The organism is Rhodobacter sp. CZR27, assembly GCF_002407205.1.
Taxonomy (GTDB): domain Bacteria; phylum Pseudomonadota; class Alphaproteobacteria; order Rhodobacterales; family Rhodobacteraceae; genus Cereibacter_A.
Genome location: NZ_CP023548.1, coordinates 2,957,893 through 2,982,703, shown reverse-complemented (window position 1 = coordinate 2,982,703; position 24,811 = coordinate 2,957,893). Strand labels below are relative to the sequence as shown.

Sequence of the window (24,811 nt, the reverse complement as noted above, 5' to 3'; positions counted from 1 at the left end):
AGGGTCGAACCGTTTCGGCCGCAATCAACCCAGAGGAGACCCGGCGGCCGCATGATCGAGCAGAACCTCCTCCTGATTCTGGTGTCCCTGCCGTTCCTCGGGGCGGCCGTGGCGGCCACGCTGCCGGTCAACGCCCACAATGCGGCGGCATGGATCTCGGGGCTGGTGCTGGGAGGCGGGCTTGTCATCCTTGCCGCCCTTCATGCGACAGTGGCCGGCGGCACGGTGCTTTCCGCGCCGATCGACTGGGTGCCCACCATCGGGCTCGCGCTCCACTTCCGGATGGACGGGTTTGCCTGGCTCTTCGTGACGCTGGTGATGGCGATCGGCGGGCTCGTGGTAATCTACGCGCGCTATTACCTGTCGAAGTCCGACCCGGTGCCAAGGTTCTATTCCTTCCTCATGGCCTTCACCGGGGCGATGGTGGGCGTGCTGCTCTCGGGCAACATCCTGATGCTGGTGGTGTTCTGGGAACTGACCTCGATCCTGTCCTTCCTGCTGATCGGCTACTGGCACCAGACGCAGGCCGCGCGGGACGGGGCGCGGACGGCCCTTGTCGTGACCGCGACGGGCGGGCTCTGCCTGCTCGCCGCGATGCTCGTCATCGGGCAGATCGCCGGCAGCCATGACCTCGACCGGGTGCTTGCCTCGGGCGATGCGATCCGGGCCCATGCCGCCTATCCGCTGGTGCTCGTGCTGTTCCTGATCGGCGCCTTCACCAAGTCGGCGCAGTTCCCCTTCCATTTCTGGCTGCCGGGGGCGATGGCGGCACCCACGCCCGTCTCGGCCTACCTGCATTCGGCCACGATGGTGAAGGCGGGCGTGTTCCTGCTCTTGCGGTTCACGCCCGTGCTGGGCGGAACCGAGGCATGGTTCTTCGCCGTCACCGGCACGGGCATGGCGACGCTGATCATCGGCTCGGTGATCGCGCTGTTCCGACATGACCTGAAGGGGCTGCTGGCCTATTCCACCATCAGCCACCTTGGGCTTATCACCGCACTGGCCGGCATCGGAAGCGGGGGGGCGATCCTTGCCGCGATCTTCCACATCGTGAACCACGCGGTGTTCAAGGCCTCGCTCTTCATGGCGGCCGGCATCATCGACCACGAGAGCGGCACGCGCGACATGCGCCGGCTGAGCGGCCTGATGCGGCTGATGCCGGTCACCGGAACGCTGGCCATCGTCGCGGCGGCCGCGATGGCGGGGGTGCCGCTTCTGAACGGCTTCCTGTCCAAGGAGATGTTCTTCGCCGAGGCGGTGGACTGGCACAACGGCACCTGGCTCGACAATTCGCTGCCCTATCTCGCCACCTTCGCCAGCGTCTTCTCGGTGGCCTATTCGCTGCGGTTCATCGCCACCGTGTTCTTCGGGCCACCGCCGACAGACCTTCCCATGACCCCGCATGAGCCGCAGCCCTGGATGCGCCGCCCGGTGGAGTTGCTGGTGATGGTCTGCCTTGTGGTGGGCATCCTGCCGGGCGTGACGCTGGGGCCTGTGCTGAACCTTGCGGCGCAAGCGGTGCTGGGCGGCGAGGCCACCTATACCAGCATCGCGATCTGGCATGGTGTGAACGCGCCGCTGCTGATGAGCTTCGTGGCGCTGTCGCTAGGCATCGGGCTCTATGCGCTGCTGGGGGGGCGCATTTCATCCGGTCCCGAGGGTCCGCCGCTGGTCTACCGCATCAGGGCGCAGCGGATCTACGAATGGCTGCTGCTGCGGTTGACCTGGACCTGGCCGAGGATGTTCTTCCGCCTGGCCGGCACGGAACGGCTGCAACCGCAGATGCGGATCCTGGTGCTGCTGGCGCTCGGGTTCGGGGTGGCCGCGATGTGGGGCAGCCTCGGCCTGCCCGAACCCGCGCGGACGAACCCGCTGAACCCGACCTTCGCGCTGATGTGGCTGGTGGGCGTGGGCTGCGCACTGGGTGCGGCCTGGCAGGCGAAGTATCACCGCTTCGCGGCCCTCGTGCTTCTGGGCGGGGCGGGGCTGGTCACCTGCCTGACCTTCGCGTGGCTCTCGGCGCCCGACCTGGCGGTGACGCAGCTTCTCGTCGAGATCGTGACGACCGTCCTTCTGCTGCTGGGCCTGCGCTGGCTGCCGAAGCGCCGCGAGGAGATCGCCGAGGACGAACTGTTGCCCGCCCGCCTGCGCCGCCTGCGCGATCTGGTGATCGCCGGCATCTCGGGGACGGCCATCGCGGCCCTCGCCTATGTGGTGATGACCCGGCCGCTGGTCCCCAACATCGGCGACTGGTTCCTGCGCAATGCCTATCACGAGGGCGGCGGGACCAACGTCGTCAACGTGATCCTCGTGGACTTCCGCGCCTTCGACACCTTCGGCGAGATCACCGTGCTCGCCGTCGTGGGCCTGACCGTCTACGCGCTGCTGCGCCGGTTCCGCCCGGCGCCGGAAAGCGTGGCCCTGCCCGAGGAGCAGCGCGGCGAGGAGGCCGAGGCGCTGCGCGATTACATGGTGGTGCCCTCGGTCATCATGCAGTGGATGTTCCCGGCGATGATCGTGATGTCGGCCTATCTGTTTTTCCGCGGCCATGACCTGCCGGGAGGCGGCTTCTCGGCCGGGGTGACGCTCGCCATCGCGTTCCTGCTGCAATACCTCGCCACCAATGTCCGCTGGGTCGAAATGCGGATGACGGTGCTGCCGATCCGCTGGATGGGCGTGGGGCTGCTGATCGCGGGGACGACGGGCATGGCGGCCTGGCTGTTCGGCTATCCGTTCCTGACCGCCCATGCGCGCTATGTCGACCTGCCGCTGGTCGGCAGCATCCCGGCGGCGACGGCGATGGTCTTCGATCTGGGCGTCTTCGCGCTGGTCGTGGGGGCCACGGTCCTCATGCTGATCGCCATCGCCCACCAGTCGCTGCGCTCGGCGCGCCTGCGCGAACAGGAGGCCGAGGACGCGGCCCGGAAGGAGGCCGCCTGATGGAGATCGTGCTGTCGCTGGCCATCGGCATCCTTGCCGCATCGGGCATCTGGCTGCTGCTGCGGCCGCGGACCTTCCAGGTCATCGTGGGCCTCTGCCTTCTGTCCTATGCGGTCAACCTGTTCATCTTCTCGATGGGGCGGCTGACGCTCGCGCAGCCGCCGATCATGCCGAAGGGGGGCTTCGTCGACCCCGAGCTTTACGCGGATCCGCTGCCGCAGGCGCTGGTGCTGACGGCCATCGTGATCAGCTTCGCGACGACGGCGCTGTTTCTGGTGGTGATGATGGCCTCGCGCGGGGTGACCGGCACCGACCACGTCGACGGGAAGGAGCGCGAGCAGTGACCGCAGGGCACCTCGTCATCGCGCCGATCCTGATCCCCTTCCTGGCCGGCGCGCTGATGCTGCTTTACGACGACCGGCAGCGGCGGGCGAAGCTCGGCTTCGGCATCGCCTCGACCGTCGCGCTGCTTCTGGTGGCGATCGAGCTTCTGATGCGCTCGAAGGGCGATGTCTCGGGCGGCAACGACATCGGCTTCTACCTGCTCGGCGACTGGGCTGTGCCCTTCGGCATCGTCCTCGTGATCGACCGGCTCTCGGCGATGATGCTGCTGCTGACCGCGCTTCTGGCCATCCCGACGCTGATCTACGCGGCCGCCGGCTGGCACCGGCAGGGCCCGCATTTCCATTCGCTGTTCCAGTTCCTGCTGATGGGGCTGAACGGCGCCTTCCTGACGGGCGACCTGTTCAACCTCTTCGTGTACTTCGAGGTGCTGCTGGCGGCCTCCTACGGTCTGCTGCTGCACGGCACCGGGCAGTTCCGCATCCGGGCGGGCCTGCACTACATCGCGATCAACCTTGCGGCTTCGCTGCTGTTCCTGATCGGGGTCAGCCTGATCTACGGCGTGACAGGCACGCTGAACATGGCCCATCTCGCGCGGATCGTGCCAACGCTGGCCGAGGGCGACCTGCCGCTGCTGCACACGGGCGCCGCGATCATGGGCCTTGCCTTCCTCGTGAAGGCCGGGATCTGGCCGCTGTCCTTCTGGCTGCCCACGGCCTATATGGCCGGCGCCGCGCCGGTCGCCGCGATGTTCGCGATCATGACCAAGGTCGGAATCTACGTCATCCTGCGGATCTCGATGCTGCTCTTCGGCCCATCCGCCGCCGGATCGGCAGGCTTCGGGGCCGAAATCCTCATCGCAGGGGGAATGGCAACCATCCTCTTCGGCCTGCTGGGCGTCCTGGCCTCGCAGGGGCTGGGCCGGATGGCGGCCAACATGATCCTGATCTCCTCGGGCACGGTCCTGACCGTCACCGGCTTTGCGCTGGCCGGCGGCGGGCCGGAAATGCTGGCGGGGGCGCTCTACTATCTTGTCAGTTCCACGCTCGCCACCGGTGCGCTCTTCCTGCTGATCGAACCGATGAGCCGGGAGGAGGGTGGCATTGCCGCCATGCTGGCGCTGACCGCGGATGCCTATGGCCTCGACGAGGGGGCCGACGACGTGACCGGAAGCACGCTGGCCATCCCGGCCACCCTGACGGTCCTCGGCCTCAGCTTCGGCGCCTGCCTTCTGGTGCTCGCGGGGCTGCCGCCGCTGTCGGGCTTCATCGGCAAGGTCGCGATGCTCGCGCCGCTCATGGCCGGGGTGACGCTTGATCCGGCGCTGGCCTGGGCCTTCCTGGCGCTCCTCCTGCTCGCGGGACTCGCGACGCTGATCGGTCTCGTCCGGACCGGCATCCAGACCTTCTGGGCCACCGACGGGCCCGTGCCGAAGGTGCTGGCGCTCGAGATCGTGCCGGTGCTGGCGCTCATCGGCCTCATGCTGCTGATGACGGTTCTGGCCGAGGACACGCTGCGCTACATGCAGGCCACCGCCGAGGCGCTGCATGCCCCGGCGATCTATGCCGACGGCGTCTTCGCCGCCCCGCGCGTCACCGAGGAGGCCGCCCGATGAGCCGCCTCGTGCCCTATCCCGTTCTGTCGCTGATGCTGGTCGGCATGTGGCTGCTGCTGACGCGGGTGTCGCTCGGCCACCTGCTGCTCGGCTCGGCCATCGCCCTGATCGCGGGGCGAGCCATGGCCACGCTTCAGCCTGCAAAGCCCCGCATCCGCCGCTGGGCGCCGATGCTGCGGCTGCTGGCGATCGTCAGCCTCGACATCCTGCGCTCGAACTTCGCGGTGGCATGGCTGATCCTGACCGGGGGCCGCCACGGCCGCCGCCGCTCGGGCTTCGTCGAGATCCCGCTCAGACTGCGGTCTCCCTCGGCGCTGGCGCTGCTCGCGGTCGTCATCACCGCCACCCCTGGCACCGCCTGGCTCGAACACGACGCAGAGACCGGCGTGCTTCTGCTGCACGTCTTCGACCTGGTGGACGAGGACGCCTGGCGGCACCTCATCCGCAACCGCTACGAGGCCCTGCTTCTGGAGATCTTCGAATGAGCGCCTGGATCCTCGCCCTTGCCCTGTTCTACGCCCAGATGGCGCTGGCCCTGGCGGCGGGGCTCGCCTGCTGGCGCACGCTGCGAGGGCCGCGCGCCCAGGATCGCGTGCTGGGTCTCGACACGCTCTACGTCACCGCGATGCTGCTGTTCGTGGTCACGGGGATGCGGATGGGCACCACGTTCTTCTTCGAGGCGTCACTGGTGATCGGCGTCCTCGGCTTCGTGGCGACGGTCTCGCTGGCCAAGTTCCTGATCCGCGGCGAGGTGATCGAATGAGCGCGGCCGAGACGCTGCCGCTCTGGCTTGCGGCGCCGGTGGCGGTCCTTCTGGTGCTGGGCAGCACGCTCACGCTGCTGGGGACGGTCGGCCTCGTGCAACTGCGCAGCTTCTATGACCGTCTCCACGCGCCAACCCTTGGGACGAGCTGGGGCACCGCGGGGATCATCCTGGCCTCGATGCTGCTCTTCAGCTGGGGACAGGCGAGGCCGGTGGTGCACGAGATCGTCATCGGCGCCTTCGTCATGCTCACCACGCCGGTGACGCTGATGCTGCTCGGACGGGCGGCGCTGCACCGCGACCGGGCCGAGACCTCCCCGGACGTTCCCGGGGCCGTGCCCCATGACCGTGCGCACGAGGACGCGGACCTCTGAAGCCACGCCCCCGGCCGGCGGTCATGCCGCAGCCGCCCCGCTGCGGTGAACCGCCGAAGGACGTTCGCCTGCTACGGCGCGGTTCCTCGGATCGCAAAGCTGGGATATGTCCGGGACAGAGGCAGATCCGGTATCACCATGAACGACCTCATCCTCAGGCTCGGCGTCGCGCTTGCCATCGGCCTGCTTGTCGGGCTCGAGCGCGGCTGGCGCGAGCGGGACGAGCCGTCCGGAAGCCGGACCGCCGGCCTGCGGACCTTCGGGATCTTCGGCCTCCTCGGAGGGCTCTTCGCGGCGATCAGCCAGGCGATGGTGGCGCCGATCGTGTTCGCGGCCGGCTTCGCGGGCTTCTCCGTGCTCTACGGCCTGTTCCAGTTCCAGAAGTCCGAGCACGACGAAACCTACAGCATCACCGGCCTTGTCGCGGGGCTGGCGGTCTTTGCGCTGGGCGCGCTGGCGGTGGTCGACGATGCCCGCGCGGCCGCCGCGGCCGGAACGGCGCTTGCCGCGCTTCTGGCCAGCCGCGAGGTCATGCACCAGGCCCTGCGGAAACTGAACTGGATCGAGATCCGCTCGGCCTTCACGCTGGCCGTGATGACGACGATCATCCTGCCGCTGTTGCCCAATCGCGCACTGGATCCGTGGGGCGGGTTCAATCCCTGGGAGATCTGGCTGTTCACCGTGCTGATCGCCACGATTTCCTTCGTCGGCTACATCGCGGTGCGCGTGCTGGGTCCCCGCCGGGGCCTGCTGGTCAGCGGGCTTGCCGGTGCGCTGGCATCCTCCACCGCCGTTACCGTGGCCCTGGCCCGGATGGCGCGCGGTGATCGCGACCGTCTGCCGCTGGCCGGGACGGCCCTGCTGGCGGGGGCGGTCTCCGTCCTGCGAGTTACGGCGGTCGTCGCCCTGCTGCAACCGGGGCTGCTTGCGCTGATGGCTCCGCCGGCACTGGCGACGGCAGCTGTCCTGGTGCTGTCGGGCGGTCTGATGCTTTTCCTCGGTCCGGCTGCCGTCGACGGGGCCGATGGCGTGCGCAACCCGTTCGAACTGAGGGCGCTGGCTCTGTTCGCCGCGCTGTTCGCGTTCGTCTCGATGGCCAGCGCCATCCTCGTCTCGTATTTCGGAGACACCAGCCTTCTCGCCAGCGCAGCCATCTCCGGCTCGCTGGATGTCGACGTCGCGGTGCTCAGTTCGCTTCGCATGATCGGCCGTGGCATTGCCTTGCCGCTGGTTGCCGCCGCCGTGCTCGCCGCGGTTGCCTCCAATGCCTGCGCGCGCATCCTGCTGGCAGTTCTGGCAGGACCGCCGGCATTCTGGCTTCCCTTGGCCGCGGCAACCTTCGGCGCCGTCGCGGCGGGGGCGGGAACCTTCTATCTGATCGCCTTCGCCTGAACGTCCCCCTCTGCCTGGTGAAACTAAGTCCACAGCGACAGCGCGGCGAGCACCGCCGATATTCCTGCCGTAGCCAGCGCGGCAATCGAAACGATCCAGAGGCCGGGACTGCCGGCACGGTTGTCAGGCTCTTCCGGACAGGGGGTCATGCTGTCGAGCCGGGCCTGAACCAGTTCCACGCGGGAAAGGGTCTCGGACAGGGCCGCCTGCTCCGCCGCCCGGCTTTCCAGCAGGGTCCGGCAGACCGCCATTTCCTCGAGCAGACGCGCGAGGACCCGCTGCTCGGGGCTGGGCTGGCCGAGCCGTCCGGAGGGCCGCAGGAAGATCTCGGCCCCGTCGGGGGCGAAGGCGCGGACGGTCAGGGTGAACTCCATCCCTTCATCCACGGCCGGGTCCAACGTCACCGCAAAGCCGTAGGCTCCGGTGCCCACGCCGGACGTCGCCAGATCCTTGCGTCTCCGGTTCGCGGGAGCGGAGGCAATGGGCCGGCCATCGCGACGGATCTCGACGGTGGCATGGGCGGCAGGGTCCCGCCGATCGATCACCCATCCCGCGACGCGATCCGGCCGAAGCACGTCGATCACGCCGTAGAGCGGCGGACCGGACTGCCGGATCGAGGTCTCGGCCAGGGTCGCGGTGCGCGCAACGTCCGGCGAGACGGCGCCATCGAGGGCGGTCATCGTCAGCCTGCCGCAGCCATGGGTGCCGGGAACTGCGCCGCGAGCCGCACGGCAAGGGCCTGCGGTTCGGCAAGATCGGCCGGCGTGACAACCGGTGCCTCGTAAGGTGTCACCGCGCCCTCTGCGATGCGGTCCTCGATCACGTCGATCGCGCGTGCCACATCGTCGAAGGGCGCCGCGAACAGGTCGTAGATCGAATAGCGCCACCATTGCAGCGCCAGCAGGCGCTCGACCAGCGGTTCCGCGAACCGCAGTCGGACCACACGGCCGGGGGTGCCCAGAACCACCGCATAGGGCGGCACGTCCCGGGTGATCACCGACCTCGCGCCGATGATCGCGCCATGGCCGATCTTCACCCCCGACTTGATGAAGCAGCCTTGTCCGATCCAGACGTCGTTTCCGATCTCGGTGACGGGACAGCTGCCCGTGAAGGGCCGCTTGCCGGCACGGATGTCCGACGCCCGATCCGGCGCGACGAGTTCGTCCCAGCCGTAGACCTGCGGCCAGTAGGCGGTGCGCGAAGTCGTGAGCCAGTCCGTCGGATGCTCGTGCGTGCCGATGACGGTGCCGGCCGCCAGTGCGCAGTAACGGCCGAAATGCACGTTGTTGAGCGTTCCCCCGCTCAGACTGCAGAACGCGCCGACGCGGAGTTCCGCCCCCGGGACGACCGTGGCGATGATCGTCGCGGGCGCTTCGATCCGGGATGTCGTGGTCAGGCTTTTCGTCTCGCGCATGCCGGGCAGGCGCAGGCCGACACGATCAAGCGCGGCGAAGTCGGCTTGCTTCAGGGTGAAGGGGCTCAGGGCCATCGATGATCCTTTCGGCTTGAACGGTCGGGGTGCCGCGGTCTCGCGGTCGACTCTAGGGGGCGTCTCTTGAGGAAGCGTGAAGCGGTTATCCTTCGTCGAGGGACTGGCGCAGGTGGCGAAGGATCGGCTCGAGCAGATAGTCGCCGGCGCGCCGCTCGCCGGTGCTGATGGAGACTTCCACCGGCATCCCCGCGCTCAGCCGGACCCACGAGGGCTGGTCGGCGAGCGACTCGCGGTCGAGCGTCACGCGGGCCTCGAAATAGGTGCTGCCGTCCCGCTCGTCCTCGATCAGGTCCGGCGAGACGAAGGTCACGGTGCCGTCGATCACCGGCGCGGTCGAGCGGCGGTAGGCGGTCAGGCGCACGCGCGCCGTGCGATCCCTCTGCACGCTGTCGATGGCCTCGGGTGGCAGTCTGGTCTGGATGATCAGCAGATCGGCGTCAGGCACGATCTCCATGACCGGGGTTCCCGAGGCGATCACGGCGCCCGTGCTCACCGTCGGCACCTCGACCACCAGCCCGCCCTGCGGTGCGCGCAGGGTGCGCCGTTCGAGGATGTCGGCGGTCGCCCGGATCTGCGCCTCTATCCCGGGGATCGCCCGCAGGGCCGCCGCAAGCTGCTCGGCCACCTCGGCCAGGCGAAGCTGTTCCGTCGTCGAGATGTCCATCCGCGCGCGCGCCACATCGGCCCGCGCGGCCTGGGCCAGCGCAAGATACTGCTCGCGACTGCCGGTCAGCACGGCCACGTTGCGGTCCAGTTCCACCAGCTTCTGGCGGGGGGCCGCACCGCGACCGACGAGGGTCACGAGATCCGCGCGTTCCGCCTTCCAGCTCTCGATCTGGATGTCGGCGGCGCGGGCCTGCGCGTCGTTTGCGGCGGCCTGCGCCTCGAGCAGGTGGATCTCGCTCTCGAGCGATCCGATCCGGTCGCGATGCGCGCGAAGCCGGGTCTGGAACAGGCGCACCTGGGCCGCCGTGCGGCCGCTGTCGGCATCGGGAGCGGTAGCGCTGTCGAGACTTGCGGCGCCGGCGGCCTCGGCCTGCAGGCGCCAGATGTCGAACCGCAGGGCCGAGCGTTCCGCCTGAAGCTGGGCCAGCCGCTCGCGTTCCTGCACGGTCGCCAGCTGGGCGACCGGCTGGCCGGCCGAGACGCGGTCCCCCGGACTGACGAGCAGCCGCTCGAGGATCCCGCCTTCCAGGTTCTCGACGGTCTTGCGTCGGCTTTCGGCCAGCACGACGCCCTGCGTGATGACCGCCCCGTCCAGTCGGGCATAGACGCCCCAGCTGCCCAGCGTGACCGTCAGCGACAGGACAAGGATCAGCGCGATCCGGAAAACCGGCGCGTAGCTCGGCGCCGGCTGGCCGGTCCAGCCGTCCGCCGCGCTCATGGCCGCACCTCGCCGCCAAGCGCGTAGACCGGACCCGGGCGCTGGGCCTGCCGTTGCGGTCCGATCGCGGCGAGGACTTCGGCGCGGGGGCCGTAATGGGCAACGGCGCCGTCGCGCAGGACGATCAGCCGGTCGGCCTTGGCAAGGATCGACATGCGCTGCGCGATCACCAGCACCGCGGCGCCGCGCTGGCGCGCCGTCTCGACGGCGGAAACGAGGGCGGCCTCGCCCTCGGCATCGAGGCTCGAGTTCGGTTCGTCGAGCACCAGAAGCTGCGGATCGCCGAAAACGGCGCGGGCGAGGGCGATGCGCTGCCGCTGCCCGCCGCTGAGGCGACCGCCGCCGTCGGCGAGCCGCGTGCCATAGCCCTTCGGCATCCGCCCGATCAGGTCATGCACGCCAGCCTGCCGTGCAGCGGCGATCACCGCATCCATCGGGGCGTCGCGGAACCGCGCGATGTTCTCGCGCACCGTTCCATCCAGCAGAAGCGGCTCCTGCGGCAGGTAGCCGACGGCGGCGCCGAAGCTCGACCGTTCGTGCAGGAAGGTGCTCTGTCCGTCGAGATAGACGCCGCCGGCGCTGGGCGCCCAGAGGCCGACGACAAGCCGGGCGAGCGTGGACTTTCCGGCGCCCGAGGGCCCGACCACGCCCACCAGTTCCCCGGCCTCGATCCGGAACGATACGTTGCGGAGCAGCGGCGTGTCCTGTCCCGCCGGCACATAGGTCAGCCGGTCCGCCACCACCGTCGAGCTTCCCACCGGCGCCGGGACGACGGAGCGTGGGCTCCCTCCGTCGCGCAGCAGGGACTGGATGCGGCCGTGCGCGGCGCTGGCGTCCACCCATTGCCGCCAGCCGTCGATCAGATGCTCGAACGGCAGCAGCAGGCGGGACATGATTGCCATGGCGGCGATGATGGTGCCCACCGTCGCCTCCTGTTCGACGACGAGGGTCGTGCCGGCGCAGATCACGGCGATCTGGATGCCGGTGCGCAGCAGACGCGCCACAGCGCTGAGCGTCCTCGCCGTCGCCTGTCCACGGTCGGCCGAGTCGAGCGCCTGCGCCTGGGTCCGATGCCACCGCCGTGCGATGTCGGGCAGCATCCCCATCGCTGCGATCACCTCGGCGCTGCGGATGGCGGTGGCGGTCTCGGCCTGCGTGCGACCGGTGGCGGCCGTGGCGCGCGCGGCGGGGCGGCGCGCCAGCACTTCGGTCGCGACGCCGGTTGCGGCAAGGATCAGCGCGCCGACGCAGCCGATCAGGCCGTAGATCGGGTTCAGCAGGAACAGCACGCCGATCAGGACCGGGCTGAAGGTGAGGTCGATCGGCAGAGCGATCGCGCCGCCAGCGACGAAGCCCTTCAGGTCGGACAGGTCGCGCATGACGTCCCCGGCCGCGGCGGAGCCGCCGCGCAGCGAGGTTTCGACCGCCGCCTCGAACACCGGGCGCCCCAGCCGGCCCGCGAGCCGTGCCGCGAGGATGGCGAAGATCCGCGAGCGCAGCACGTCGAGCACCGCGCCGAACACCAGCAGGATGACGACCAGCACGGTCAGCGCCACCAGCGTGTCCAGATTGCCGCTGCCGATCACCCGGTCATAGACCTGCGCATTGTAAAGCGGCAGCGCGAGGTGCAGCAGGTTGACGAAGAAGCCGACGAAGGCCGCGGCGCCGGCGCCAAGGACCATCTCGCGCATCGCCGCGCGATAGGTCGCCTGTCCCTGGGCTGCGGTCGGCTCAGCCATGCCGCACCTGCCGCCCGGCGCTCTCTGCGATCAGCCGCTCGAACAGTTCGGCGTGAAGCCGGGCCGCCGTCGCGCAATCGGTCGGACGCTCGATCCCCGCGCGCAGCCGGTCCCACAGGGCGGGCTCGGTGATGGCCCGCGCCATGGTCTCGGCCAGGCTTTCCGCGTTGGAGACGCGGAAGTGCAGCCCGTCGATGCCGTCCCGCACCTTCTCGGCCATGCCGCCGATATCCGAGGCGATGATCGGCCGGCCGTGGTGGAAGGCCTCCTGGATGACCACGGGGGCGTTCTCCCACCAGGTCGAGGGAACGATGGTCCAGTCGACCTCGCGCATCAGATGCGGCAGGTCCGCGCTCTTGTAGGATCCCATGAAGCGCAGTCGACGCCCCGAGAGCCGGAACAGCTCCTTCACCTGGGCCTGGAACTCCTCGGGCTGGTGTTCGAGGTTGCCGCCGAAGATGTAGAGGATCGAGTCGCCCCAGACCTTCTCGGGGATCCGCGTCACGGCCTCGACCAGGACCTTGATGCCCTTGAACGGGTTGAGCTGGCCGAAATAGGCGAAGCGGTTGCGCCTTCCGCCGGGCGGCAGCTCGCGCGGCGGGGCGACGGGGCCGCCGTCCAGGCCGTTCTCGATCATCACCAGCTTGCCGCGCGGCAGGCCCCAGTCATCGAACCGCTTCAGCAGGAAGCGGCTGGGACTGACGAAGGCGTCCACCGTGTCGAGAAAGCTCTTGATGAACAGCTCGCGCCGCTTCATGGCGGCCGCGCCGATCTCGGGGAAGCAGAGCCCGCAATCCGAGGCCGAGGCGCGCAGGCACAGGTTGTGCGACCGCGCCTTGATCATCTGGCCGTGGTGGGCGCAGATCGGCAGGTATTCGTGCAGGGTGAAGACGATGGGCACATCCCCCAGCGCCCGGCGAGTGGCCTGCAGCGCCTGGATGCCGAATCCCATCACGTGATGGAAGTTCACCACGTCCGGGCGGACATCCGCAAGGAACCGCTCGAAATGCCGCATCAGCCCGTCGAGGTCGTTCGAGCCGAGGTGGAACCAGTCGTAGTCATTGCTCCAGAACAGCGTCTCGTCGGGGCCCTGACCCAGCGACATCAGCGGCGTGTCGGCATGCCGCGCCACGGGCGGGCCGACCCCGGCCATGTAATGCGCCTCCCACCCCGACATGGCCTTCAGCCCGGTGAACAGGTTGTAGGAGGCCACCTGCGCCCCGCCGATCGAGAAGGCGGGATGGGCATGGCTGAGGACGAGGGCTTTCACGGCGCGTGCCTTTCCTTGCTGCGCGCGGCGATCAGCGCGGCATCCACCTTAGACATCAGGGCGGTGAAGGAATCGTTTGCGGCGGAAGGCTGGTCCTGCAGGGCCCAGAACGTGACCGAGCCCGAGCACCAGGTTCCCGCCCCCGCGGCGTGCAGACGGTCGGCGAGGTCACGATGGGTCAGCCGGTCGCCGAACAGCCGGCCGGAAAGCCCCCCCGCCGCCGCAAGGTCCGCCCGGCCGATCAGCGCGATCTCGGCGGCGCCGAAGGCCACCCGGCTCGGCCGTCCCTGCGCCAGCCAGTCGGCCGGATAGCCAAGCTGCGGGCAGATCGCCTGCGCCCCGCTGCCATGCTCTTCCCCGCCGCCGAAGCAGATCGAGCCGTCCTCGTAGACCAGTTTCGGCGAGACGAGGCCCGCCGGCCGGACCCACTGCGACTCTCGCACGAGACGCGACAGCCAGTTCGGTGCCGTCGGCAGGACCGACGGCTGCCACAGCAGAAGACGCGAGCCCGCCGTCGCCTCGATCCCGGCCTCGACCTGTGCGAGAAGCCCGTCGCCCTCGGGCACCAGAAGAAGCCGGCCGGACAGGCCGTAGAAGCGGAACGCCTCGTCGAGCTTCTCGGTCAGGCCGGCGGCGCCGCCGCGCGGCGTGACCAGCGTCAGGTCAAGCGCGGACGCCTCGGGCGAGCCGGCGAGCAGCGCGAACACCGGCTGAAGCTGCGCGAGGCTTCGGAACGGCATGATCGCCGCGATGTCGCGGTCGGACGAGGGCGCGCCGAGCGGGATCGTCGCGGTGCGTCGGCCCCGGTTGCGCGGCGCCGCGGCGGGAAGACCGGCCAGGAACGGCGCGAGGATCCCCTCGACCAGCGGGCCGATGGCCGGATCATGGGGCGAGATCGCGGACAGGATCCCCGGCAGGCGATCCCGTGTCGGAAGCGGTGTCACCGAGGCCGGCCGGAACAGGCAGGAGTTGTCGTCGAGCACCAACTCCAGATAGACCTCGGCCCCCTCGACCGACGACCGGGCTGCCGGCGCATAGGCGATGAAGCCGTGCATCGTGTCCCGGTCATCGAGCAGCCGTCCGAAGCGTGCATCCGTGGCAAACCCCGCGTTCAGGTCGGGTCGCGGGACGCTGTGCCAACGGTCCTGCAGCGGCGCATAGAGGTTGGCCGAGCTTTTCAGCAGCACCCGCTCGACCCGGGCCAGCGGGTCGAGCAGCCAGCCCATGGCGAGAAGGCCGCCGTCGGGTGCCTGGAACACCACCTCCAGCGCCGCCGCGACGGGCAGGGCGGTCGCGCTCAGCGTGTCGTGGCCTGCATAGCGCGGGCGGCAGATCCGGCGCATCGCGCGGCGGGCGGTGTCGGGGCCAGCGAGGCGGGGCAGCATGTGCGCGACATGCGCGGAACCCGCCTCGCCGCGCAGGTGCAGCACGCTGTCCCGCACCACGTCAAGCCGCCGCAGGCAGCCCTCGTGTTCGTAGACCAGCGCCCGCAGCGCGGTTAGATCCTGGCCCCGCCAGTCGCGGCTGAAGAGCGCGATGCCCTGGCCGGGGGGCAGGATGTCTGCGCGCGGAAAGGTGGTGACCTCGGCGGTGCAGAAGCCGAGATCGTCGTCAAGCTTGCCCATCCGGCAGGGTCCGGCCGGCAGCGAGACCGACCAGCCCTGGGCGAAGAGGCCGTCGGTCTCGGGCACCGCCAGGATCTCGATGAAGCCGTCGGTGGTCGCCGCACTTGCGATGAAGCCGCCGAGGAAGTCGCGGGCCCACCGGGCTTCGGCCGCCGTCGCATCGGGCTCGGCGGGCAGGACCTTGCGCAGGAAGTCGAGAACCTCGCGCGCCGGAAGCCCGGCCGAGCGAACGAAATCGGCGAGCGGCTCGGACGCGATCTCGATCCGGCGCGGCGGTTCGAGCCGCATCGAAGCGCCCTCGGGGCCGCGGATCGTCGCCCGCTCGCACAGGGCGGCGCCGACGAGGGCGATGCCGGCCCATCCGCCGTCGGCGGGCCAGATCCCGGCCCGCCAGCCGGCGTGACCGCCGCCCCAGAGCGCCGTGCCCTCGTGCGGCGGCTCGTCGGGAGAGAGAAAGGCGACGAGGCTGCGGCCGCCGGGAAGGACGACGGCCAGTTGCGCCTCGGCCCGGGCCGGAACCGCGGCAGCCGCAGCAGCAGGAAGCAAGGAGCCGTCTGCAGGGGTCATGCTGCCCTTCTCCCTTCATGAAGCGAACGGTAGACGTCGAGATGCGCGTCCACGAAGGCCTCGTGGCTCGCTCTTGGCTGCGAGGCCGCGAGACGCGCCCAGAGCGGGGCATCCTCGGCCGCGGCCCGCAGCGTCTCGGCCAGGGCCGAGGCATCGCCGGGCGGAACCAGCAGGCCCGTCGCGCCGTCCCGCACCAGTTCGGCCATCCCCCCCACGCCCGAGGCGATCACCGGCCGGCCGGCCGCCTGAGCCTCGAGGATCACCAGCGGGGCGTTCTCCCACCAGAGCGAGGGCACCACGACCCAATCGACATCCGCCATCCGGCTGGCGAGGGCATTGCGGTCGTAGGGTCCCAGATGCTGGGCGAGAGGCTGCGCCGCGGCAAGGCGGGCGTCGAACGCCCCGCGGAATTCCGGCGTCGGATGGCGCAGCCCGCCGTGCAGCGCGAGGCGCAGGGCCGCGCCCTCGGCCTTCAGCTGCGCCGCCGCATCGAGCAGCGTGAGCACCCCCTTGTGCGGAGCGATCGAGCCGAAGAAGGCGAAGCGGTCGCGGCGCGCGCGGGGGCGGTCCTGCATCAGGGCCAGCGGCGCCACGGCGTTCGGCATCAGGCGGACCCGGCCCGCAGGCAGGCCCCAGTCGAGGAAACGATCCCTCAGGAAGCGGCTCGGCGCCAGAAACAGGTCCACGCCCTGCAGGATGGTGGCGAGATAGGTCTTGCGCAGGGCATGACGGGCGGCGCCCAGATCGGGAAAACAGGACCGGCAGCCGTCGGGGCTGGCCCCGCGGCAGCGCGTGATCTCGGGCCGGGTCAGCAGCAATCCGTCGTTCGGGCAGATGATCTGGTAGTCGTGCAGTGTCAGCACGATCCGCGCAGCCGGCGCCAGCCGGCGCAGGGCGGGGATGACCTCGGCGCCGATGCGGTCGATGCCGTGCAGGTGGACCACCTCTGGCCGTGTGTCGGCCACGAGCCGGCGCAACGAGTCGAGCCAGCGCAGGCCGTCGAGGCGGTTCATCAGGAAGCGGTCATAGCCGCCGGTGCGCAGCACCACGTCGCCGCCCTGCCGGCCCAGGCTGCCCGCCACCGCCTCGGGCCGCTGCAGCGATGTGGCCGCTGCGAGGAAGGTCGAGTTCAGCCCGCGCCGCTCCAGCGCGCGGTGCAGGTCATGCGCCGCGATCTCGGTCCCGCCGGTGGTCCAGTCGGGATGGTCGTGGGCGATCTGCAGGATGCGAAGGGCGGCCATCATGCGCACTCCTGCCCGACGGCGCCGAGAAGCCGCAGGCTGTGGACAAGAAGCGCCTCGGCGAAGTCCTCCGGCGCGGGACGCAGGCCGAAGCTGGTGAACGGGTGGCCGCAGTGCAGGGGCGGAACCCGCCCCTCCCTGCGATCCGCGGCGGCGAGGTCCGCCAGCAGGGTCGCCGTCTCCGCATGGTCGAAGGGCAGGGCAAGAAGCCGCTCGATCCCCGCGCGGCTGAGGCCGGCGTACCCCTCGGAGGGAAGGCTGGTGAAGCGGGGAGCCTCTGGCAGGCGCGTCGCGGGCAGGCCCGCCAGAGGCCGGACAAGGCGATTCCCCACCAGTTCCGTGCCCGCCTCGGCAATGGCGCCGTCGTGATCGGCGATCAGCCCGCCGGTGACCAGCGCCTCGGTGCCGGCAAGATGCTGCAGCCAGGCCATCAGCCAGCCCGGCGTGGCCGGCAGCACCTCGCTGCCCAGGAGCAGGGCCGGACCCGCGGTCAGCGCGAGCGCCGCGCGAAGCACCTCCGGCCCGCGGGCCGAGGCGGAATGCGCGACGATCCGGTGCGGGATGTCGTGGATCTCTGCCGCGGCCGCGGCCAGATCCCGCGCCAGCGCTGCGCGCGGCCCCTCGGCCACGGTCAGGATCACCTCCGTTCGGGCGGCATCGTGCTCCCGCGCAATCGCAGCGGCGCGGGCCGGGATCAGGTCGGGATTGGCACCGACCGGAGCGATCAGGCTGATCCGGCCGACGCGGTCGGGGCCGAAATGCCGAACTCGGGTCGCAACCTGCCGGCGGGGCAGCGACAGACGCGCTGCGGCCAGCGCCTGCGCCGGATCGTCGGCCGGAGTGGCCGCGTTCAGGCGGCGCTCGGCCCATGCCTCCGCGAAGCCCGGCGGCACCTCGCCGGCATAGGGCTGCGGTTCGGCCTCGGCCAGCGCGCGCAGCCGGCCGGAGCCGAGCACCAGTTGCAATCGGCATGTCTCGATCCCGTCCGCAGGAAGCGGAAGCGCCGCAAGGCCGGCGAAGAGCGACGTACCGTCGGGATCGGGTTGGGGCGGCAGGTCGACATGCGCGCCGCCACGTTCGATCCGCAGCGCCCGCACGAGGGCCCGGGGATCCTGCAGGCGGAAGGAATGGAGCAGGCCGCCCGTCGTGGCGGCAAGCGACAGCGTCTCGAACCGGATCGGCAGGTCGGGGCTGCGCAGCTCGTCAAGCAGGGCCTGCGCCACCGGGTCGTCCGGAGCGCATTTCCGCACCTCTCCAAGCGCCCAGTGCCGGGCGGCAGGCGTGTTCCCCTCGATCCAGACGGCCATCGGCTGCATCCGTGCCGGCCCGAGCGGGGCGAGCCGTACGGGCTGCGGCGCGAAGATCACGATCTCCTCGTCCTCGGCGGGGCGGCGGTTCAGGTGGAGGTGCAGCCGGTCCGCGTCGGACAGCGTCGCCGCCTCGGGCAGGCGCACCAGCCGGTCGGGTCGCAAGGCCACGATGGGGCTGCCGGCGAGCGGCGCCGCCGCACAGGCATAGGACAGGATCGCGTGGCCCGAGCCGAAGGCCGCGCAGTCGAGGGGCAGGGCGGGCGGCACGCCGCAGAGGTCCAGAAGCTGGCGCGCCAGCGCCGACAGGGCGGCACCCGGGGCCGCAGCGAAGAGCGAAGCCCCCGTGGTCAGGAACATCTTCAGGAACTGCTCGCGCCCCGCCGGAGCCAGCCCCTGCACCAGCGCTGGCAGCGCGTGAAGCGGCGGTTGCAGCCAGTCGGGGCGGGCCTCGGCCTCGGCCCGGCCGTGGAGCGTCAGCAGGATGCGGGCAGCCAGGATCTCGGAGACGGGCCGCTGCAGGATCATCATGTGGCGCAGCCCGCCACCCTCCAGCGCGAGCGCGCTGCCGATGCAGGGCGGCGGCACCGGGCGGCCGTCCATGGTGACGCCGAGGCGGGGCCTGCGCAGGGGGGGCCTTGGCCGGTCGACGAACAGCGCGGCGAGATCGGCCGTCAGGGGCACGATCTGCGCTTCGTCCAGCGGCGGGCCGGACCGGAGCAGTGCGGCCGGGGCAGGAGCATTGCCGAAGGCATCGGGTCTCATGTTCATGGCGTGCGTCCGCGGGCCTTTGCGGGAAGGGGCCGGGCGCGCGGCGCGCCCGGCCGTTCAGGATCAGACGATCGAGAAGAAGCGCGACGGGTCCGAAGCCACGTCGTCGTAGGAGACGCCCTGCAGCAGCACGCTGTCGCCCTGCCCGAAGTCGATCAGGGTGCCGGCCTCTCCGAGGTCCACCGCATAGCCCGCCACGTCGTCGGCCGAGGCCAGCGACACCCCCTCGAGCGAACCCGAGATCTGCAGGATGTCGCCCTCGGAGAAGTCCATGATGACGTCGCCGCCGCCGGAGAACGTGATGAGGTCGCTGCCCTCGCCGGTGTAGATCGTGTCGTCACCCGCGCCGCCGTCGATCTGGTCGTCACCCGCGCCGCCCACGATCAGGTCGTCGCCGGCACCTCCGGTCAGGGTGTCGTTCCCGTCGCCGCCATCAATGCGGTCGTCGCCGGCGCCACCGTCGATGCGGTCGTCCCCGATCTCGCCGGACAGGGTGTCGTCGCCCGCCCCGCCCGACAGCTGGTCGTTGCCGGTGCCGCCAAGCAGCGCGTCGTCGCCCGCGCCACCCTCCATCACGTCGTCGCCGGCGCCGCCGGCGAGCAGGTCGTCGCCTTCGCCCCCGCGCATCGTGTCGTTGCCCGCGCCGCCGGCCAGCGTATCGTCGCCCGTGCCGCCATCGAGCATGTCGTTCCCGGTGCCGCCGAGGAGCTGGTCGTCGCCCTCGTCACCGAACAGCCGGTCGTCGCCCGATCCGCCGTTGAGCAGGTCCGCGCCCTGCTCGCCGCGGATCAGATCGTCGCCGCTGGCACCCGAAACGGTGTCATCGCCGCTGCCCGACAGGATGTAGTCGCTGCCGGATGTGCCGAAAATGAAGTCGCTGAACGCGCCTCCGGGTATCGTGGCCATTGGAACCCCTCTCCTTGAACGTGCAATTTCTGCGTGTGCAAGATGTGCCGGGCACCTGTTAATGAGGTGTTAAATGCGGCTTTCGGTTGATTAGGATTTATTGAAACTTCCTGATGGTGGAGTTGGCGCGTTAACCTGCGGGTAAGGGTCTGACCTCTTGACTGCGCTGCTGCGCGGCTTCGGCACCGGGCCGGGGCGCAACGGCAGCTTCGGGAGGCTCCATGGATCAGGCAGACCAGATACTAACCAACGCGCTTGCCGACCTTTCCGCCGGGTCGGGCATTCCTCTCACCAACAGCCTGCACTTCGACGCGGCGATTCTGGCGGGCACGCGGACAGTCGCCGTTTCGGGAACGGACGAGAGGGATCTGCTTGTCAGTTCACCCGTTGGAAACGGACTTGTGGGACACGAGGGCTCGGACCTGCTCATCGGGCTGTTCGGGAACGATACGATTTTCGGCAATGGCGGGTCCGATGCGGCGCTCGGCGGGCCGGGGGATGATGTCCTTTCCGGCGGGCCGGGCGACGATCTAATGCTCGGCGGGGCAGGGAACGACAGCCTGCACGGCGGTGCCGGGGCGAACCTGCTGCTCGGCGGTGCCGGCAATGACGTGCTCGACAGCCGTTGGACCACCGACCCGGACCGCGGCGGCCTGTCGTTCGACAACTGGCGCGCCACCAAGCTCGGCGCCGGCGACAGCATGTCCGGCGGAGACGGGGATGACATCATCGAGGCTTCCTTCGGCAATGACAGCCTTCGGGGCGACGCCGGGAACGATTCGATTGGCGGGCAGGACGGTGACGACAGGCTCGACGGGGGTGACGGGCACGACACGCTGCGGGGCGATGCGGGGGCGGACAGTCTCGACGGTGGTGCGGGCAACGACTCGATCGAAGCGGGCCTGGGCAATGACGTCCTTTCCGGGGGCGACGGCTCGGACCGGCTGATCGCCGGGAATGGCGACGACGTCGTCAGCGGGGGCGCCGGGCGCGACATCGTCTACGGCGGCAACGGCAACGACCGCATCCTTGCGGGCGAAGGCAACGACTGGGTGGATGCCGGCGGCGGAGACGACCTGATCGACCTCGGCGCGGGCAACGATTTCGTGGCTGCCCTCGAGGATCACGGCCGCAGCGACGACGTGATCCTCGGGCGCGAGGGCGACGACACGATGCACGGCGGCCGCGGGTCCGACCAGATCGACGGCGGCGACGGCGACGACCTGCTGAACGGCGGGGCGGGCGACGATTTCCTGACCGGAGGCGAGGGCCAGGACATCTTCCAGATGCGCAGCGCCCACGGCATCGACTTCATCACGGACTTCACGGCGGACGATCAGCTGATGATCACGCTGAATATCAACGGCATCGGCGGGCCGGACGGCGCGGTGACGGTCGAGGATCTGCTGGGCCGGATCGAGGACTGTGGCGGCGACTCGTTCCTCGACCTCGGCGACGGCAACGGCGCGATGTTCCTCGGCGTCTCGGCCGACGAACTGGGAGAGCTGCTGCAGGGCAACACCAGCTTCCTGTAACGAAAAAGGCCCCGGCGCGATGCCGGGGCCCCTCTTTTCCTGCCGAAGGCTCAGGCCTCGGTGGCCTCTTCCTTCTTCTCGGGCGCGATTTCCTCGCCCGTCTCCTGATCGACCATCTTCATGCCGAGGCGGACCTTGCCGCGCTCGTCGAAGCCGAGCAGCTTGACCTTCACCTCCTGGCCCTCCTTCAGCACCTCGTTCGGGTGCTGCAGGCGCTTGTTGGCGATCTGGGAAACGTGCACCAGACCGTCGCGCTTGCCGAAGAAGTTCACGAAGGCGCCGAAGTCGACCAGTTTCACCACCTTGCCAGTGTAGACCTGACCCTCTTCCGGCTCCGCCACGATCGACCAGATCATGTCGTAGGCCTTCTTGATCGCGGCCTGATCGTTCGACGCGATCTTGATCACGCCGTCATCGTTGATGTCGACCTTGGCGCCCGAGACTTCCACGATCTCGCGGATCACCTTGCCGCCCGAGCCGATCACTTCACGGATCTTGTCGGTCGGAATGGTCAGCGTCTCGATCTTCGGCGCATAGGCCGAGAACGAATTGGCCGAGGACAGCGCCTTCGACATCTCGCCCAGGATGTGCATCCGGCCGTCCTTCGCCTGCGCGAGGGCCTGCTCCATGATCTCGGGCGTGATGCCCGCGACCTTGATGTCCATCTGCAGCGAGGTGATGCCGTTCTCGGTGCCGGCGACCTTGAAGTCCATGTCGCCGAGGTGATCCTCGTCGCCGAGGATGTCGGTCAGCACGGCCCAGCGGCCATCCTCTTCGAGGATCAGGCCCATGGCCACGCCCGCGACCGGCGCCTTCAGCGGCACGCCCGCGTCCATCATCGACAGCGACCCGCCGCAGACCGAGGCCATCGAGGACGAGCCGTTCGATTCGGTGATCTCGGACACGACGCGGATGGTGTAGGGGAAGTCGGTCGCCGCAGGCAGGACCGCCTGCAGCGCCCGCCACGCCAGCTTGCCGTGGCCGATCTCGCGGCGGCCCGGAGGCCCGAAGCGGCCGACTTCGCCGACCGAGTAGGGCGGGAAGTTGTAGTGCAGCAGGAAGTTCGAGCGCGAGTTGCCGTGCAGCGCGTCGATGATCTGCTCGTCCTCGCCGGTGCCGAGCGTCGTCACGACCAGCGCCTGCGTCTCGCCCCGGGTGAACAGCGCCGAGCCGTGGGTGCGCGGCAGGATGCTGGTTTCCGAGATGATCGGGCGGACGGTCCTGGTGTCGCGGCCGTCGATGCGGGCGCCCCCGTTGATGATGTCGCCGCGCAGGATCGAGCTTTCCAGCTTCTTGAACGCGGTGCCGAGGTTCTCGTCGGCCAGTTCCTCGTCGGTCAGGCCGGCCTTGACCGCGGCACGGGCGGCGTCAATGGCGTTGACGCGGTCCTGCTTGTTCTTGATCGCGAAGGCGGCGCGCATCTGCGCCTCGCCCAGCGACTTCACCTTGGCATAGAGCGCGGCATAGTCCGGCGGCGTGAAGTCGAAGGGTTCCTTGGCGGCGTCCTCCGCGAAGTCGATGATCAGGTCGATCACCGGCTGCATCGCCTCGTGGCCGAACTTCACGGCGCCCAGCATCTCCGCCTCGGACAGCTCGTAGGCTTCCGATTCGACCATCATCACGGCGTTCTTGGTGCCGGCGATGACGAGGTCCAGCCGCTGCTCGGGGTTCTCGCGCAGCTTCTGCATGTCGTCGACCGACGGGTTCAGCACGTATTCGCCGTTGGCAAAGCCCACGCGCGCCGCACCGATCGGGCCCATGAAGGGCACGCCCGAGATGGTCAGCGCGGCCGAAGCAGCGATCATCGCCACGATGTCGGGCTCGTTCACCAGGTCGTGCGAGAGCACGGTGACGATCAGCAGCACTTCGTTCTTGAAGCCGTCCACGAACAGCGGGCGGATCGGGCGGTCGATGAGGCGCGAGGTCAGCGTCTCTTTCTCGGAGGGGCGGGCTTCACGCTTGAAGAAGCCGCCGGGCACCTTGCCCGCGGCATAGTAGCGTTCCTGGTAATGCACGGTGAGCGGGAAGAAATCCTGCCCGGGCTTCGCCGCCTTGGCGAAGGTCACGTTGGCCATGACCGAGGTCTCGCCCAGCGTGGCGATGACCGATCCGTCGGCCTGACGGGCAACCTTGCCCGTTTCGAGGGTCAGCGTCTCGCCGCCCCATTCGATCGATTTCTTGGTGATGTGGAACATCTTCTATCCTGTCCTGACCGGGGGACCCTCCGCCCGGCCTGTTGCGTACGGGCCGTATGCCCGTGGCCCCTTTCCTTGCCGAAGCCTGTCCCGCGGAGCCCGTCGGGGAGGCCGTCATTCGCGGAGGGGATCTCCGCGCCGGGAATAGGAAAACGCGCCCCTCGGGGCGCGCTTCAAGGTCAGCGGCGGAGGCCCAGACGCGCGATGAGCGCGGTGTAGCGGCCTTCGTCCTTCTTCTTGAGGTAGTCGAGCAGCTTGCGGCGCTGCGCCACCATCATCAAGAGGCCGCGGCGGGAGTGGTTGTCCTTCCGGTGCGACTTGAAATGCTCGGTCAGCGTCGCGATGCGCGAGCTGAGGATCGCCACCTGGACTTCCGGCGAGCCGGTGTCGCCTTCCTTGGTGGCATATTCCTTGATGAGGCGGGATTTCTCTTCGACGGTGATCGACATCGGGATCTCCTTGGTCTGAGGGTGACGGCACGAGCCGGGATGTCGTCCAGCAAGGCCCTTGGAACATCCGCCCGGAAAACCGTGGCGGATGCGCGCGTATAGGGGAAAAACGCCTGAAAGGAAAGCGCGTTCTCGCTCCGCCCGATTTTCGGGCGTCCTGTGGGGCGGAAAGTGGCGGCCCGTTGCGCCGGTTGCGCCCGCGACAGGCCGCCCTCACCCCGCCCAGGGCACCGGCTGCTGATCGTAGCCGATGTAGAGCGGATGCTTCGGCTGCCCGTCGCGGGTCAGCCCCAGGTGGTGAAGCGGATAGCCCGTGCCTCGGAGCAGCGCCTCGACCTGCCGCCCCCGGTCGAGAAAGGCGCCGTGCGAGCCCCAGGCGCAGATGATCGTGTCTGCCCAGGGCGCGGAATGCGCGATCGCCGCGTCGTTCTCGGGATTGCCGACCGGATCGGCTGCCGCACGCATCTTCCGCGGATCGGTGTCGCGCCGGGCGAAGATGTTGCAGACCCGGAAGGCGCCGAAACCAAGCGCCCGGGCGCGCCGCTCGCAGCGCTCGACCGTCGGGTCGTTCTGGAATTCTGTCGCGGTCGAGGGGTTGAGCATCACGAACAGCGCCTTCTTCCCCTCCGGATCCCATACCCGGGTCAGAAGGTAGCGATAGCGTTCGCAATCGGAATAGACCGCGGTCGAGGGCGCGTCACCCTTCACGAAGCTGCGCGTGATCATCTGCCCTCCGGTGCTGCCCGCCGCGCGCCCCGAGCTAGACGGGCGGCGGCGAAAGGACAAGCCCGGCACCACACGCGGGCTACGCCCGAACAGCCCGTCGCCCGACGGTTCCGGTCGGTCCCCGGCAGGGCCGCCCGAGGGGGTTCGATGCCCCCTCGGGCGGCACCTCCCGCGCCGG

At 69.7% G+C, this 24,811-nt stretch carries 20 protein-coding genes; 8 read left to right on the top strand and 12 right to left on the bottom strand.

Going from position 1 to position 24,811, the window contains the following annotated elements; genetic code table 11:
- The first annotated feature begins 51 nt into the window (after positions 1 to 51).
- From CK951_RS14525 to CK951_RS14495, 7 genes are all read left to right on the top strand, one after another.
- A complete protein-coding gene (locus tag CK951_RS14525) occupies positions 52 to 2,940 on the top strand; it encodes a monovalent cation/H+ antiporter subunit A (protein ID WP_096786828.1) in 2,889 nt (962 codons plus the stop codon).
- A complete protein-coding gene (locus CK951_RS14520) occupies positions 2,940 to 3,284 on the top strand; it encodes a Na+/H+ antiporter subunit C (RefSeq protein WP_096786827.1) in 345 nt (114 codons plus the stop codon). Before CK951_RS14525 ends, CK951_RS14520 begins: the two co-directional genes overlap by 1 nt.
- Positions 3,281 to 4,897: a monovalent cation/H+ antiporter subunit D gene (locus CK951_RS14515; RefSeq protein WP_096786826.1), complete on the top strand. Its 1,617-nt coding sequence runs from the start codon at positions 3,281 to 3,283 to the stop codon at positions 4,895 to 4,897. Before CK951_RS14520 ends, CK951_RS14515 begins: the two co-directional genes overlap by 4 nt.
- The gene (locus CK951_RS14510; RefSeq protein WP_096786825.1) at positions 4,894 to 5,382 is read left to right on the top strand and encodes a Na+/H+ antiporter subunit E; all 489 of its coding nucleotides are present in this window, start codon (positions 4,894 to 4,896) and stop codon (positions 5,380 to 5,382) included. The genes CK951_RS14515 and CK951_RS14510 overlap by 4 nt, the downstream gene beginning before the upstream one ends.
- Positions 5,379 to 5,660 carry a K+/H+ antiporter subunit F gene (locus CK951_RS14505; RefSeq protein ID WP_096786824.1) on the top strand — a complete coding sequence of 94 codons (282 nt, stop codon included), beginning with the start codon at positions 5,379 to 5,381 and terminating at the stop codon, positions 5,658 to 5,660. Before CK951_RS14510 ends, CK951_RS14505 begins: the two co-directional genes overlap by 4 nt.
- Positions 5,657 to 6,034 carry a monovalent cation/H(+) antiporter subunit G gene (mnhG, locus tag CK951_RS14500; RefSeq protein ID WP_096786823.1) on the top strand — a complete coding sequence of 126 codons (378 nt, stop codon included), beginning with the start codon at positions 5,657 to 5,659 and terminating at the stop codon, positions 6,032 to 6,034. Before CK951_RS14505 ends, mnhG begins: the two co-directional genes overlap by 4 nt.
- Before the next feature lie 138 nt (positions 6,035 to 6,172).
- Positions 6,173 to 7,426 carry an MgtC/SapB family protein gene (locus CK951_RS14495; RefSeq protein WP_096786822.1) on the top strand — a complete coding sequence of 418 codons (1,254 nt, stop codon included), beginning with the start codon at positions 6,173 to 6,175 and terminating at the stop codon, positions 7,424 to 7,426.
- A gap of 23 nt (positions 7,427 to 7,449) precedes the next feature.
- Here CK951_RS14495 and CK951_RS14490 read toward each other — a convergent pair whose 3' ends face one another.
- The 9 genes from CK951_RS14490 to CK951_RS14450 all read right to left on the bottom strand — a co-directional run bounded on the left by CK951_RS14490 (position 7,450) and on the right by CK951_RS14450 (position 19,728).
- The gene (locus CK951_RS14490) at positions 7,450 to 8,106 is read right to left on the bottom strand and encodes a hypothetical protein (RefSeq protein WP_096786821.1); all 657 of its coding nucleotides are present in this window, start codon (positions 8,104 to 8,106) and stop codon (positions 7,450 to 7,452) included.
- 2 nt (positions 8,107 to 8,108) lie between these two features.
- Positions 8,109 to 8,915, bottom strand: coding sequence for a CatB-related O-acetyltransferase (locus CK951_RS14485; RefSeq protein WP_096786820.1), 807 nt, complete (start codon positions 8,913 to 8,915; stop codon positions 8,109 to 8,111).
- An 85-nt stretch (positions 8,916 to 9,000) separates the two neighbouring features.
- Entirely contained in the window at positions 9,001 to 10,302 is a 1,302-nt protein-coding gene (locus CK951_RS14480; RefSeq protein ID WP_096786819.1) for an HlyD family type I secretion periplasmic adaptor subunit, read from the bottom strand.
- A complete protein-coding gene (locus CK951_RS14475; RefSeq protein ID WP_096786818.1) occupies positions 10,299 to 12,041 on the bottom strand; it encodes a type I secretion system permease/ATPase in 1,743 nt (580 codons plus the stop codon). The genes CK951_RS14480 and CK951_RS14475 overlap by 4 nt, the downstream gene beginning before the upstream one ends.
- Positions 12,034 to 13,311, bottom strand: a complete 1,278-nt coding sequence (locus CK951_RS14470) for a glycosyltransferase family 4 protein (RefSeq protein ID WP_096786817.1) — start codon at positions 13,309 to 13,311, stop codon at positions 12,034 to 12,036. The genes CK951_RS14475 and CK951_RS14470 overlap by 8 nt, the downstream gene beginning before the upstream one ends.
- On the bottom strand, positions 13,308 to 15,503 hold the full coding sequence (locus CK951_RS14465; RefSeq protein WP_096786816.1) for a hypothetical protein: 2,196 nt from the start codon (positions 15,501 to 15,503) through the stop codon (positions 13,308 to 13,310). The genes CK951_RS14470 and CK951_RS14465 overlap by 4 nt, the downstream gene beginning before the upstream one ends.
- A complete protein-coding gene (locus tag CK951_RS14460; protein ID WP_232520633.1) occupies positions 15,500 to 16,747 on the bottom strand; it encodes a glycosyltransferase family 4 protein in 1,248 nt (415 codons plus the stop codon). Before CK951_RS14460 ends, CK951_RS14465 begins: the two co-directional genes overlap by 4 nt.
- On the bottom strand, positions 16,744 to 18,822 hold the full coding sequence (locus tag CK951_RS14455; RefSeq protein WP_096786815.1) for a hypothetical protein: 2,079 nt from the start codon (positions 18,820 to 18,822) through the stop codon (positions 16,744 to 16,746). The genes CK951_RS14460 and CK951_RS14455 overlap by 4 nt, the downstream gene beginning before the upstream one ends.
- 63 nt (positions 18,823 to 18,885) lie before the next feature.
- Complete coding sequence (locus CK951_RS14450) at positions 18,886 to 19,728, bottom strand: calcium-binding protein (protein ID WP_096786814.1); 843 nt, start codon at positions 19,726 to 19,728, stop codon at positions 18,886 to 18,888.
- A gap of 221 nt (positions 19,729 to 19,949) precedes the next feature.
- Here CK951_RS14450 and CK951_RS14445 point away from each other — a divergent pair, with 221 nt between their 5' ends.
- A complete protein-coding gene (locus CK951_RS14445) occupies positions 19,950 to 21,263 on the top strand; it encodes a calcium-binding protein (protein ID WP_096786813.1) in 1,314 nt (437 codons plus the stop codon).
- A 50-nt stretch (positions 21,264 to 21,313) separates the two neighbouring features.
- Here CK951_RS14445 and pnp read toward each other — a convergent pair whose 3' ends face one another.
- The 3 genes from pnp to CK951_RS14430 all read right to left on the bottom strand — a co-directional run bounded on the left by pnp (position 21,314) and on the right by CK951_RS14430 (position 24,633).
- A complete protein-coding gene (gene pnp, locus CK951_RS14440; protein ID WP_096786812.1) occupies positions 21,314 to 23,458 on the bottom strand; it encodes a polyribonucleotide nucleotidyltransferase in 2,145 nt (714 codons plus the stop codon).
- 179 nt (positions 23,459 to 23,637) lie between these two features.
- Positions 23,638 to 23,907 carry a 30S ribosomal protein S15 gene (gene rpsO, locus CK951_RS14435; protein ID WP_096786811.1) on the bottom strand — a complete coding sequence of 90 codons (270 nt, stop codon included), beginning with the start codon at positions 23,905 to 23,907 and terminating at the stop codon, positions 23,638 to 23,640.
- Positions 23,908 to 24,120: 213 nt separating this feature from the next.
- On the bottom strand, positions 24,121 to 24,633 hold the full coding sequence (locus tag CK951_RS14430) for a DUF1643 domain-containing protein (protein WP_096786810.1): 513 nt from the start codon (positions 24,631 to 24,633) through the stop codon (positions 24,121 to 24,123).
- Between the last annotated feature and the right edge of the window lie 178 nt (positions 24,634 to 24,811).